Source organism: Streptomyces silvae, from assembly GCF_016745505.1.
GTDB lineage: Bacteria > Actinomycetota > Actinomycetes > Streptomycetales > Streptomycetaceae > Streptomyces > Streptomyces silvae.
Genome location: NZ_JAERUC010000203.1, coordinates 1 through 11,646 on the forward strand (window position 1 = coordinate 1; position 11,646 = coordinate 11,646).

Genomic DNA, 11,646 nt, shown 5'->3' on the forward strand with positions numbered 1-11,646 from the left:
GTAAGGAGAAGGTCTGCGGTTCGATTCCGCATTGGGGCTCTGGTGATCGGGTAACCCCGCTTCGGCGGGGAGACCCGGCATCAAAGCGGTGTAGCTCAGTCGGTAGAGCAAGCGGCTCATAATCGCTGTGTCACCGGTTCAAGTCCGGTCACCGCTACTAACGGTAGCCGATTGTGGGGTCGGTCCTTCGATCGGCTACTCTTTTTTGCGTTCATCCGTCCATCCGTCCGTCCAAGGAGCACTCACGTGGCTGCCACCGACGTCCGCCCGAAGATCACGCTGGCCTGCGTGGAGTGCAAGGAGCGGAACTACATCACCAAGAAGAACCGGCGTAACAACCCGGACCGTCTTGAGATGAAGAAGCACTGCCCGCGCTGCAACTCGCACACCGCGCACCGCGAAACGCGCTGAAACAGGCTCGTACACGAGGCCGTCCCCACTGGGGGCGGCCTCGTGTCGTTTATCTTGATGGCTCGGGCTGTCCCTCGCCCTATTCGACTTTCATCAGGAGGTACCGGGCCCATGGCGCTCGACCAGTCCTTCGTCGGGCGGACCTATCCGCCCACCCCGGCGTACGAGGTCGGCCGGGAGAAGATCCGGGAGTTCGCGGAGGCGGTGGGTGACACCCATCCCGCGTATGTGGATCCGGAGGCCGCCAAGGCTCTGGGGCACCCGGATGTGATCGCCCCGCCCACGTTCGTCTTCTCCCTCACCTTCAAGGCCGCGGGTCAGGTGGTGCAGGACCCGCAGCTGGGCCTGGACTACAGCCGTGTGGTGCACGGTGACCAGAAGTTCGCCTATGTGCGCCCGGTGCGGGCGGGGGACCGGCTGACGGTCACCTCGACGATCGAGGCCATCAAGACCATGGCGGGCAACGACATCGTGGACATCCGCGGTGAGGTGCACGACGAGTCCGGTGAGCACGTGGTGACCGCCTGGACCAAGCTGGTGGCGCGCGCCGCCGAGGAGGCGTGATGACGGCGACCATCGCCTACGAGGACGTCGAGGTCGGTACGGAGCTGCCGGCGCAGTCCTTCCCGGTGACCCGGGCCACGCTGGTGCAGTACGCGGGCGCCTCCGGCGACTTCAACCCGATCCACTGGAACGAGAAGTTCGCGCGCGAGGTCGGGCTCCCCGACGTGATCGCGCACGGCATGTTCACCATGGCCGAGGCGATCCGGGTCGTCACGGACTGGGCCGGCGACCCGGGCGCGGTCGTCGAGTACGGGGTCCGGTTCACCAAGCCGGTCGTCGTGCCGAACGACGACACCGGGGCGCTGATCGAGGTCAGCGGCAAGGTCGCCGCGAAGCTGGACGACCGCACGGTGCGGGTCGACCTGACCGCGATGAGCGAGGGCAAGAAGGTGCTGGGCATGTCCCGCGCCGTCGTACGGCTCGGCTGAACCGCTGTACGCGTGGTGAAGGGGCACGGTCCACGGGGGCCGTGCCCCTTCGTCGCGCCGGGCGACGGGCGCTTGACCAAGTTAGTGATTGAGCACTAACTTGGTCTCATGGCAAGGATGAGTGCAGATGAGCGGCGCGAGAGCGTCATCCGTGCGGCGATCACCGAGTTCGCCCGTGGCGGGTACAGCGCCACATCCACCGAGGCGATCGCCAAGCGTGTGGGTGTCTCGCAGCCGTACCTCTTCCGGCTCTTCCCCAACAAGCAGGCGATGTTCCTCGCCGCCGCCGAGCGCTGCCTCGTCGAGACCCGGCAGGTCTTCGAGAAGGCGGCCGAGGGGCTGGAGGGGCAGGAAGCCCTGCACGCCATGGCCGGGGCCTACCAGAAGCTGATCGTCGTCGACTCCGACAAGCTCCAGATGCAGATGCAGATGTGCGCGGCCGTCGCCGCCGCGGAGGCCGCGGGGGACCACGCGTTCGGCGAATCGGTGCGGGCCGGCTGGGTGGAGCTGTTCGACTCGGTCAACCTGCTGCTCGGTGCCGACCTCGGCGAGGCCACACAGTTCCTCGCGTACGGCATGCTCGTCAACACCCTGTCGTCGCTCGGTTTCCCGGCCGGACACCGGATCTGGTCCGGGTTCTACGAGTCGGCCCAGCCGGTCGCCTGAACGGTCCGGGCCGGGTCCGGACCGGGTTCCGCCCGGCTTTCCGTCCGGTTCTCCGCCCGGTTTTCTGTCCGTGAAAGTTAGTAATTAATAACTAACCCCAGGGGGGGAGCAGTGAACCAGCACACCACCGGCCGCGCAGGAGCGGTCTGGGCCCTCGTCATCACGAGCGTCGCCGGCTTCATGGCGGCACTCGACAACCTCGTCGTCACCACCGCCCTGCCGTCCATCCGCGAGAGCCTCGGCGGCCGGCTGGAGGAGCTCGAATGGACGGTGAACGCCTACACCCTCACCTTCGCGGTCCTGCTGATGACGGGCGCCGCACTCGGTGACCGCTTCGGCCGGCGCCGGCTGTTCCTCGGAGGCCTCACGGTCTTCACCGCGGCCTCCGCCGCCGCGGCCCTCTCACCGGGCATCGAGGAACTCATCGCCTTCCGCGCCGTCCAGGGCGTCGGCGCCGCGGTCATGATGCCGCTCACCCTCACCCTGCTCACCGCCGCCGTCCCGCCCGCCCGGCGCGGCATGGCCCTCGGCTTCTTCGGCGCGGTCACCGGACTCGCGGTCGCCAGCGGCCCCCTGATCGGCGGAAGCCTCACCGAACACATCTCCTGGCAGTGGATCTTCTGGCTGAACGTCCCGGTCGGCCTGATCCTGCTGCCCCTGGCACGCCTGCGGCTGGCCGAGTCGTACGCCCCCGAGGCCAAGCTCGACGTGCCCGGCACCGTCCTGGTCAGCGGCGGCCTCTTCGGCATCGTCTACGCGCTCGTCAGCAGCACCAGCGACGGCTGGACCGACCCGCTCGTGCTGACCGGCCTGATCGCGGGGACGCTCCTCCTGGCCGTCTTCGTCCGCCACGGATTCCGCGCGAAGAACCCGGTCCTGCCCATGCGCCTCTTCCGCGACCGCGCCTTCTTCGGGATCAACATGGCGAGCCTGCTGATGTTCCTGGGCATGTTCGGCTCGATCTTCCTGCTCAGCCAGTTCCTCCAGAACGTCCTGGGCTACTCGCCGACCGAGGCCGGCCTGCGGATGCTCCCGTGGACCGGGATGCCGATGCTCGTGGCACCCGTCGCGGGATATCTCTCCGACCGGTTCGGCGGCCGGCCCGTGGTGGTCACCGGCCTCTTCCTCCAGGCCGTGGGCCTCGGCCTCTTCGCCACCGTCCTGGAGCCGGACGTCGCCTACACCGCGCAGCTGCCCGGCCTGATCATCGGCGGCATCGGCATGGCCATGTACTTCGCACCCGCCGCCAGCCTCGTGATGTCCAGCGTCCGGCCGGGGGAGCAGGGCATCGCCTCCGGGGCCAACAACGCCCTGCGTGAGGTCGGCGGGGCTCTCGGGGTCGCCGTACTGGCCGCGGTCTTCTCCGCCCAGGGCGGCTACGGCTCCCCTCAGGCCTTCACCGACGGGACCGTGCCCGCCCTGTGGATCGGCGCCGGTGTGGTGGCCCTCGCCGCGCTCACCGCCCTGCTCATCCCGCGCCGCAAGCCGGCCTCCGGCCCGGCGCCCGAGAGTGCCGAGGAGCGTGTCCCCGTCGCCGCCTGAGCTCAGGCCCGCCCCGTACGGTCCATGGCCCGCCCCCGGGCCGTGGACCGTACTCTTGTCCCCGTGCAGGAACTCCACGACGCCCCCCTCGCCCCCCTGACCACCTTCCGCCTCGGCGGCCCGGCCAACCGCCTCCTGACGGCCACCACCGACGCGGAGGTGATCGCCGCCGTCCGCGAGGCCGACGACAGCGGCACCCCCCTCCTGGTCATCGGCGGCGGCTCCAACCTGGTCATCAGCGACAAGGGCTTCGACGGGACGGCCCTGCGCATCGCGACCAAGGGCTTCGAGCTCTCCGGTACGACGCTGGAGCTGGCCGCCGGCGAGGTCTGGACCGACGCCGTGGCCCGTACGGTCGAGGCGGGACTGGCCGGCATCGAGTGCCTCGCCGGGATCCCCGGGTCCGCCGGGGCGACCCCCATCCAGAACGTCGGCGCCTACGGGCAGGAGGTCTCCTCGGTCATCACCGAGGTCGTCGCCTACGACCGGCACACCCAGGAGACGGTCACCCTCCCGAACGAGGCCTGCGCGTTCTCGTACCGTCACAGCCGCTTCAAGGCCGAACCCGACCGTTTCGTCGTGCTCCGGGTCCGCTTCGGGCTGGAGGACGCGGGCGGACGGTCGGCGCCCCTGCGCTATCCCGAGACCGCCAGGGCCATGGGCGTCGAACAGGGCGACCGCGTCCCCGCAGCCTCCGCCAGCGAGACCGTCCTCCGGCTGAGGGCGGGCAAGGGCATGGTCCTCGACCCGGAGGACCACGACACCTGGTCGGCGGGGTCCTTCTTCACCAACCCGATCCTCGACGAGGCGCAGCACGCGCTCTTCCTCGCCCGCGCCACCGAGCGCCTGGGCCCGGACGTCACACCCCCGGCCTTCCCCGCCGGCGACGGCCGGGTGAAGACCTCGGCTGCCTGGCTCATCGACAAGGCCGGCTTCACCAAGGGGTACGGCACGGGCCCCGCGCGCATCTCCACCAAGCACACGCTCGCGCTCACCAACCGGGGCGAGGCGACCACCGAGGACCTGCTGGCCCTGGCCCGCGAGGTCGTCGCCGGGGTCCAGGAGGCCTTCGGGGTCACCCTCGTCAACGAACCGGTGACGGTGGGCGTCAGCCTGTAGGCCCGCCCGCCGGCGCTCGGGGCCGGGATCAGTACGCGACCCCCACGCCCTGCTTCACCGCCGCCGGCTCGTCGATCAGCGCCAGCATCGCGTGGGCCACATCGGCCCGCGCGAGGGACCGGCCGCTGCGCGGGGTGCCGCCCACCACCGTGCGGTACGCCCCCGTCAGCGGGCCGTTCGTCAGCTTCGGCGGCCGCACCGACGTCCAGTCCGTCGCGCTGCCGGCCAACGCGGCCTCCATACGGGTCAGATCGGCGTACACCTCCTTGAGGACCACGCCGATCACCTTGCGGACCACACGGTCCAGCAGCGGGTCGTCCGCCGGCGCCGGGCCGACCGGGGCCGCGCTCACGACCAGCAGCCGCCGCACCCCCTCCGCCTCCATCGCCTCCAGCACCCGCAGGGTGAGCCGCTCCGTGACGTCACCGGCCTTCCGGCCCCGCGCACCGAGCCCGGAGAGCACGGCGTCCCGCCCCGCCACCGCCCCGCGCACCGCCGGCTCGTCGCCCAGCGGCACGACCGCGTGCAGGGCGGCGCCCCGCAGCCCCTCCGGGAGCCGCGCGGGATCGCGGACCACCGCCGTCACCTCGTGCCCCGCCGCCAGCGCCTGCCGGACGACCTCCTGGCCGACGGCCCCCGTCGCCCCGAACACCGTGAGCCTCATCGCGCACGCCCCTCCTGAGTGGGTGAGTATTCACTTACCCATAGGGTGAGTGGACGCTCACCCCTTCGTCAAGCCGTGTTGGAGCATCCATGGAGCAGAAGCCGGCCCGCGTCCGCATCCTCGACGCCGCCCATGAGCTCATGCTGGACATCGGCCTCGCGCGTACGACGACGAAGGAGATCGCCAAGGCCGCCGGCTGCTCCGAGGCGGCCCTCTACAAGTACTTCGCGAGCAAGGAGGAGCTCTTCGTCACCGTGCTCGGCGAACGGATGCCGAGGCTGGGCCCGCTCCTCGGCGATCTGGAAGCCGGCGAGGGGGACCTGGAGCAGAACCTCACCGAGGTCGCCCGCCAGGCCGCGCTCTTCTACCAGCAGACCTTCCCGGTGCTCGCCTCGCTGTACGCCGAACCCCGGCTCAAGCACCGCCACGAGGCGGCCATGCGCGAGATGGGCACCGGCCCGCACAAGCCGATCCAGGGCCTCGACGCCTACCTCCGCGCCGAACAGCGGGCGGGCCGGGTCGGCCCCGGGGCCGACACCTACGCGGCCGCCTCCCTGCTGCTGGGGGCCTGCGCGCAGCGCGCCTTCGCCTACGAGGTGGGCGCCGCCCCGCAGTCACTGGACGACTTCGCCGCATCCCTCGCGCGCACCCTGCTCAGCGGCATCAGCTAGCCAGCCACGCGTCGATCCCGCCCAGCAGCTTCTCCCGCACCTCCACGGGCGCCACCGACCCCCGCACGGACTGCCGGGCCAGCTCGGCCAGCTCCTCGTCGGTGAACGCGTGATGGCGGCGTACGAGGTCGTACTGCGCGGCCAGCCGGGAGCCGAAGAGCAGCGGGTCGTCCGCGCCGAGCGCCATCGGCACCCCCGCGTCGAACAGAGTGCGGAGGGGTACGTCGGCGGGCTTCTCGTAGACGCCGAGCGCCACGTTGGACGCCGGGCAGACCTCACAGGTCACCCCGCGCTCCGCGAGCTTGCGCAGCAGCCTCGGGTCCTCGGCCGCCCGTACGCCGTGCCCGATCCGGGCCGCGTCGAGGTCGTCCAGGCAGTCCCGGACGCTGGAGGGGCCGGAGAGCTCGCCGCCGTGCGGGGCCGCCAGCAGACCGCCCTCGCGGGCGATGGCGAAGGCGCGGTCGAAGTCGCGGGCCATGCCCCGGCGTTCGTCGTTGGAGAGGCCGAAGCCGATGACCCCCCGGTCCGCGTACCGCACGGCGAGCCGGGCCAGCGTCCTGGCGTCCAGCGGGTGCTTCATCCGGTTCGCCGCGATCACCACCCGGATCCCGAGCCCGGTGTCACGGGCCGCACGGTCCACGGCGTCCAGGATGACCTCGATCGCGGGGATGAGGCCCCCGAGCAGCGGGGCGTACGAGGTGGGGTCGACCTGGATCTCCAGCCACCCCGAGCCGTCCGCCACGTCCTCCATGGCGGTCTCGCGCACCAGCCGCTGGATGTCCTCCGGCGAGCGGAGGCAGGACCGGGCGATGTCGTAGAGGCGCTGGAAGCGGAACCAGCCGCGCTCGTCCGTGGCCCGCAGCCTGGGCGGCTCACCGCCGGTCAGCGCGTCGGGCAGGTGCACGCCGTACTTGTCCGCGAGTTCGAGCAGGGTCGTGGGCCGCATCGACCCGGTGAAGTGCAGGTGCAGGTGGGCCTTGGGCAACAGCCGTACGTCACGCTCCATCGATCGATCTTGCCGCACCGGAGGGGCCCGGCGGTAGCCGGATTCCCGTGTGAGTTACCCGTCGAACAAAAAAGTGGCCCCCGGCCGGAGCCGGGGGCCACATCCCTCAGGGGGAGGTTCCGCGTCAGTCGCGGGCCTCGCCCAGCAGCTTCTGGAGCCGGGAGACGCCCTCGACGAGGTCGTCGTCGCCCAGTGCGTAGGACAGCCGCAGGTAACCCGGCGTACCGAACGCCTCACCCGGCACCACGGCCACCTCGGCCTCGTCCAGGATGAGGGCCGCGAGCTCGACGGAGTCCGCCGGGCGCTTGCCGCGGATCTCCTTGCCGAGCAGGCCCTTCACCGACGGGTACACGTAGAACGCGCCCTCGGGCTCGGGGCAGAGCACGCCGTCGATCTCGTTGAGCATGCGCACGATCGTCCTGCGGCGGCGGTCGAAGGCGGAGCCCATCTCGGCGACCGCGTCCAGCGGACCCGAGAGCGCGGCGAGCGCGGCGGCCTGCGCGACGTTGTTGACGTTGGACGTGGCGTGCGACTGCAGGTTGGTCGCGGCCTTCACGATGTCCTTCGGGCCGATGATCCAGCCGACCCGCCAGCCGGTCATGGCGTACGTCTTGGCCACACCGTTGACCACGATGCACTTGTCCCGCAGCTCGGGCACGACCGCGGGGAGCGAGGCGGCGGCCGCGCCCCCGTAGACCAGGTGCTCGTAGATCTCGTCCGTCATGACCCACAGGCCGTGCTCGACGGCCCAGCGGCCGATCGCCTCGGTCTCGGCCTCGCTGTAGACGGCGCCCGTCGGGTTGGACGGGGAGACGAACAGGACGACCTTCGTGCGCTCGGTGCGCGCCGCTTCGAGCTGCTCCACGGAGACCCGGTAGCCGGTGGTCTCGTCGGCCACGACCTCGACCGGGACACCGCCGGCGAGACGGATGGACTCGGGGTAGGTCGTCCAGTACGGGGCGGGGACGATGACCTCGTCGCCCGGGTCGAGGACCGCGGCGAAGGCCTCGTAGATGGCCTGCTTGCCGCCGTTGGTCACCAGGACCTGGGAGGCGTCGATCTCGTAGCCGGAGTCGCGCAGCGTCTTCGCCACGATGGCGGCCTTGAGCTCGGGGAGCCCGCCCGCCGGGGTGTAGCGGTGGTACTTCGGGTTGCGGCACGCCTCGATGGCGGCGTCCACGATGTAACCGGGGGTCGGGAAGTCGGGCTCGCCGGCGCCGAAACCGATCACCGGACGTCCGGCGGCCTTGAGGGCCTTGGCCTTGGCGTCGACGGCGAGGGTGGCGGACTCGGAGATGGCACCGATGCGGGCCGAGACCCGGCGCTCGGACGGAGAAGTTGCAGCGCTCATGCCCCCATGCTCGCAGACCGGAAATCCCCCCGGCACAGGGGTTTCAGGGACCGGACAGCACTCGGACAGCATCCGGACAGGACCGGTCGGTAGTTGTCTGTTCGACGCGACGCCCATGAACACGTACACTCACCTGTCGTTGGCCTTCATCAGCCACACCGTTTTCCCGACCGGCCCACCGGGGAGGATGCGGTAGGTTGGTGGACACCACAAAGGGTCGTAGCTCAATTGGTAGAGCACTGGTCTCCAAAACCAGCGGTTGGGGGTTCAAGTCCCTCCGGCCCTGCTACACACTCCTTCGCCAGGATGTGTGCGCATGTACGTACTTCAATGCACCGCCGTGCGGCTCCACCGGGCGCGGCACGGCCACGACCCGGAATCAGGTGAGTAGCGTGACGGACGCCGTGGGCTCCATCGACATGCCTGATGCCGAGGACGAAGCCCCCGAGTCGAAGAAGAAGACCCGGAAGGGCGGCAAGCGCGGCAAGAAGGGCCCTCTGGGCCGTCTCGCGCTGTTCTACCGCCAGATCGTCGCCGAGCTCCGCAAGGTCGTATGGCCGACGCGCAGCCAGCTGTCGACGTACACGGCCGTGGTGATCGTGTTCGTGGTCGTCATGATCGGTCTCGTCACCGTGATTGACTTCGGATTTGCGCGGGTCATCAAGTACGTCTTCGGCTGATCCCCGCGGAGGGCGCCTCATCGGCGCCCCTTTCGCATGTTCCACCCATTTGTATCCAGGAAGAAGCAGCCATCGTGTCTGACCCGAACCTGAACGACGACGCCGAGCCCACGGCGAGCGCCGTCGAGTCCGCCGAGGACGAGCTCGACATCGTCGAGGCGGCGGATGCCGTGGCCCCGGACCAGGTCGACGCTGCTGACGCCGCCGCGGGCGAGCCCGCCGAGCAGGACGCCGTGCGGGTCGAGTCCGACGAGGACGAAGAGGCCGCCGAGGCCGCGGACGAGGACGAGGCCGCCGAGCCCGTCGAGGACGAAGAGGCCGACGCCGAGGAAGCCGAGCCGGCCGCCCCCGTCGACGCCGTCGCCGCCCTGCGCGAAGAGCTCCGCGGACTTCCCGGCGAGTGGTACGTCATCCACACGTACGCCGGTTACGAGAAGCGCGTGAAGGCCAACCTGGAGCAGCGCGCCGTCTCGCTCAACGTCGAGGACTTCATCTACCAGGCCGAGGTGCCCGAGGAAGAGATCGTCCAGATCAAGAACGGCGAGCGGAAGAACGTCCGTCAGAACAAGCTCCCGGGTTACGTCCTGGTGCGCATGGACCTGACGAACGAGTCCTGGGGTGTTGTCCGCAACACGCCCGGTGTCACCGGCTTCGTGGGCAACGCCTACGACCCGTACCCGCTGACCCTGGACGAGATCGTCAAGATGCTCGCCCCCGAGGCCGAGGAGAAGGCGGCCCGCGAGGCGGCCGAGGCCGAGGGCAAGCCGGCTCCGGCCCGCAAGGTCGAGGTCCAGGTCCTGGACTTCGAGGTGGGCGACTCGGTCACCGTCACCGACGGCCCGTTCGCGACCCTGCAGGCGACGATCAACGAGATCAACGCCGACTCGAAGAAGGTCAAGGGCCTCGTCGAGATCTTCGGTCGCGAGACCCCGGTCGAGCTCAGCTTCGACCAGATCCAGAAGAACTGACGGCCTTTCGGCCCGTTCCTGGACACATGCCTACCGAGCAGGTCAGACAGGCTTCGCAGCCGGTCTGACCTGCTCGGTTTTTGGTCGCGCAGCTATACCCGTTATCGTTGTGCGGTATGCCTCCATCCGGATGACCGGAATGGCGGCGAAACACTCTCACTAGGACCCGGAGAGAGCAATGCCTCCCAAGAAGAAGAAGGTCACGGGGCTTATCAAGCTCCAGATCAACGCCGGTGCGGCCAACCCGGCGCCGCCGGTCGGTCCCGCACTGGGCCAGCACGGCGTCAACATCATGGAGTTCTGCAAGGCCTACAACGCCGCGACCGAGTCGCAGCGTGGCATGGTCGTGCCGGTGGAGATCACGGTCTACGAGGACCGCTCCTTCACCTTCGTCACGAAGACTCCGCCGGCCGCCAAGCTGATCCTCAAGGCCGCGGGTGTGGACAAGGGCTCCGGCGAGCCGCACAAGACCAAGGTCGCCAAGCTCACGGCCGACCAGGTCCGCGAGATCGCCACGACCAAGCTCCCCGACCTGAACGCCAACGACCTCGACGCCGCGTCGAAGATCATCGCTGGCACCGCCCGTTCCATGGGCATCACGGTCGAAGGCTGAGTCAGCCCCGTAGCCCCACAGTGGTAGGACCAAGCGCTGGTCCGCACCACGACTCCACACTCTGAAAACCACAGGAGTAGATGTGAAGCGCAGCAAGAACCTCCGCGCTGCGGACGCGAAGATCGACCGGGAGCGCACGTACGCCCCGCTCGAGGCCGTCCGTATCGCCAAGGAGACCTCCACCACCAAGTTCGACGGCACCGTCGAGGTCGCGTTCGCGCTGGGTGTCGACCCGCGCAAGGCCGACCAGATGGTCCGTGGCACCGTGAACCTCCCGCACGGCACCGGCAAGACCGCCCGGGTCCTGGTCTTCGCGACCGGTGACCGTGCTGCGGCCGCGGAAGCCGCGGGCGCCGACATCGTCGGCGCCGACGAGCTCATCGACGAGGTGGCGAAGGGCCGTCTGGACTTCGACGCCGTCGTCGCCACGCCGGACCTCATGGGCAAGGTCGGCCGCCTGGGCCGCGTGCTCGGTCCGCGTGGTCTGATGCCGAACCCGAAGACCGGCACCGTCACCCCCGATGTCGTCAAGGCTGTCAACGACATCAAGGGCGGAAAGATCGAGTTCCGCGTCGACAAGCACTCGAACCTGCACTTCATCATCGGAAAGACCTCTTTCGATGACACGAAGCTGGTCGAGAACTACGGTGCGGCGCTCGAGGAGATCCTCCGTCTGAAGCCGTCCGCCGCGAAGGGTCGCTTCATCAAGAAGGCGACCATGAGCACGACGATGGGCCCCGGCATCCCGCTGGACGCCAACCGCGTGCGCAACCTCCTCGTCGAGGAGGACCCGGCCGCCGTCTGAGCCCCCGTGCTCACCCGGTAGCCGCGTCACGGCATGGGACGGGCCCCGCAGCCTCTTCGGAGGGTGCGGGGCCCGTCCTCGTACGAGGAGGCCACAGGGGCTCCGAGAGGCGCTTAAACCTCTCGCACCGGTCGAACCGGGACGGATTTGCTCCGAAC

Annotated in this window: 14 protein-coding genes and 2 tRNA genes; 13 read left to right on the top strand and 3 right to left on the bottom strand. The window is 69.8% G+C overall.

Going from position 1 to position 11,646, the window contains the following annotated elements:
- The first annotated feature begins 84 nt into the window (after positions 1-84).
- The 7 genes from JKV81_RS33920 to JKV81_RS33950 all read left to right on the top strand — a co-directional run bounded on the left by JKV81_RS33920 (position 85) and on the right by JKV81_RS33950 (position 4,730).
- Positions 85-157, top strand: a tRNA-Met gene (locus JKV81_RS33920).
- An 89-nt stretch (positions 158-246) separates the two neighbouring features.
- Positions 247-411, top strand: coding sequence for a 50S ribosomal protein L33 (gene rpmG, locus JKV81_RS33925; RefSeq protein ID WP_003956487.1), 165 nt, complete (start codon positions 247-249; stop codon positions 409-411).
- A 111-nt stretch (positions 412-522) separates the two neighbouring features.
- Positions 523-975, top strand: coding sequence for a MaoC family dehydratase N-terminal domain-containing protein (locus JKV81_RS33930; protein ID WP_129265056.1), 453 nt, complete (start codon positions 523-525; stop codon positions 973-975).
- Positions 975-1,403, top strand: a complete 429-nt coding sequence (locus JKV81_RS33935; protein WP_129265057.1) for a MaoC family dehydratase — start codon at positions 975-977, stop codon at positions 1,401-1,403. Before JKV81_RS33930 ends, JKV81_RS33935 begins: the two co-directional genes overlap by 1 nt.
- A gap of 117 nt (positions 1,404-1,520) precedes the next feature.
- Positions 1,521-2,069 carry a TetR/AcrR family transcriptional regulator gene (locus tag JKV81_RS33940; RefSeq protein ID WP_129265058.1) on the top strand — a complete coding sequence of 183 codons (549 nt, stop codon included), beginning with the start codon at positions 1,521-1,523 and terminating at the stop codon, positions 2,067-2,069.
- 111 nt (positions 2,070-2,180) lie between these two features.
- Positions 2,181-3,611, top strand: coding sequence for an MFS transporter (locus JKV81_RS33945; protein WP_129265059.1), 1,431 nt, complete (start codon positions 2,181-2,183; stop codon positions 3,609-3,611).
- A gap of 63 nt (positions 3,612-3,674) precedes the next feature.
- Entirely contained in the window at positions 3,675-4,730 is a 1,056-nt protein-coding gene (locus tag JKV81_RS33950) for a UDP-N-acetylmuramate dehydrogenase (protein WP_129265060.1), read from the top strand.
- 28 nt (positions 4,731-4,758) lie between these two features.
- Here the strand turns inward: JKV81_RS33950 and JKV81_RS33955 are convergent, their stop codons facing one another.
- Positions 4,759-5,394, bottom strand: coding sequence for an NAD(P)-dependent oxidoreductase (locus JKV81_RS33955; protein ID WP_202079473.1), 636 nt, complete (start codon positions 5,392-5,394; stop codon positions 4,759-4,761).
- An 89-nt stretch (positions 5,395-5,483) separates the two neighbouring features.
- Here JKV81_RS33955 and JKV81_RS33960 point away from each other — a divergent pair, with 89 nt between their 5' ends.
- Positions 5,484-6,065 carry a TetR/AcrR family transcriptional regulator gene (locus JKV81_RS33960; protein ID WP_129265062.1) on the top strand — a complete coding sequence of 194 codons (582 nt, stop codon included), beginning with the start codon at positions 5,484-5,486 and terminating at the stop codon, positions 6,063-6,065.
- Here the strand turns inward: JKV81_RS33960 and JKV81_RS33965 are convergent.
- Positions 6,058-7,071, bottom strand: coding sequence for an adenosine deaminase (locus JKV81_RS33965; protein WP_129265063.1), 1,014 nt, complete (start codon positions 7,069-7,071; stop codon positions 6,058-6,060). The two genes, JKV81_RS33960 and JKV81_RS33965, sit on opposite strands and share 8 nt — an antisense overlap.
- Before the next feature lie 124 nt (positions 7,072-7,195).
- On the bottom strand, positions 7,196-8,422 hold the full coding sequence (locus JKV81_RS33970) for a pyridoxal phosphate-dependent aminotransferase (protein WP_099173860.1): 1,227 nt from the start codon (positions 8,420-8,422) through the stop codon (positions 7,196-7,198).
- Between the two features lie 213 nt (positions 8,423-8,635).
- On the opposite strand from JKV81_RS33970, the gene JKV81_RS33975 reads away from it, so the two are divergent.
- From JKV81_RS33975 to rplA, 5 genes are all read left to right on the top strand, one after another.
- Positions 8,636-8,708 (top strand) — tRNA-Trp (locus tag JKV81_RS33975).
- Between the two features lie 106 nt (positions 8,709-8,814).
- A complete protein-coding gene (gene secE / locus JKV81_RS33980; RefSeq protein WP_031096325.1) occupies positions 8,815-9,102 on the top strand; it encodes a preprotein translocase subunit SecE in 288 nt (95 codons plus the stop codon).
- A 74-nt stretch (positions 9,103-9,176) separates the two neighbouring features.
- Positions 9,177-10,070: a transcription termination/antitermination protein NusG gene (nusG, locus tag JKV81_RS33985; RefSeq protein WP_129265064.1), complete on the top strand. Its 894-nt coding sequence runs from the start codon at positions 9,177-9,179 to the stop codon at positions 10,068-10,070.
- Between the two features lie 178 nt (positions 10,071-10,248).
- Entirely contained in the window at positions 10,249-10,683 is a 435-nt protein-coding gene (gene rplK / locus JKV81_RS33990) for a 50S ribosomal protein L11 (RefSeq protein WP_014154605.1), read from the top strand.
- An 82-nt stretch (positions 10,684-10,765) separates the two neighbouring features.
- A complete protein-coding gene (gene rplA / locus JKV81_RS33995; RefSeq protein ID WP_124274234.1) occupies positions 10,766-11,488 on the top strand; it encodes a 50S ribosomal protein L1 in 723 nt (240 codons plus the stop codon).
- The last annotated feature ends 158 nt before the right edge of the window (positions 11,489-11,646 follow it).

Bases quoted from the DNA above. Each gene is read 5' to 3' on its own strand.
- JKV81_RS33965 (WP_129265063.1), bottom strand. From the start codon at position 7,071: ATGGAGCGTGACGTACGGCTGTTGCCCAAGGCCCACCTGCACCTGCAC.
- JKV81_RS33960 (WP_129265062.1), top strand. From the start codon at position 5,484: ATGGAGCAGAAGCCGGCCCGCGTCCGCATCCTCGACGCCGCCCATGAG.
- JKV81_RS33930 (WP_129265056.1), top strand. From the start codon at position 523: ATGGCGCTCGACCAGTCCTTCGTCGGGCGGACCTATCCGCCCACCCCG.
- JKV81_RS33940 (WP_129265058.1), top strand. From the start codon at position 1,521: ATGAGTGCAGATGAGCGGCGCGAGAGCGTCATCCGTGCGGCGATCACC.
- rplK (WP_014154605.1), top strand. From the start codon at position 10,249: ATGCCTCCCAAGAAGAAGAAGGTCACGGGGCTTATCAAGCTCCAGATC.
- JKV81_RS33955 (WP_202079473.1), bottom strand. From the start codon at position 5,394: ATGAGGCTCACGGTGTTCGGGGCGACGGGGGCCGTCGGCCAGGAGGTC.
- JKV81_RS33970 (WP_099173860.1), bottom strand. From the start codon at position 8,422: ATGAGCGCTGCAACTTCTCCGTCCGAGCGCCGGGTCTCGGCCCGCATC.
- JKV81_RS33935 (WP_129265057.1), top strand. From the start codon at position 975: ATGACGGCGACCATCGCCTACGAGGACGTCGAGGTCGGTACGGAGCTG.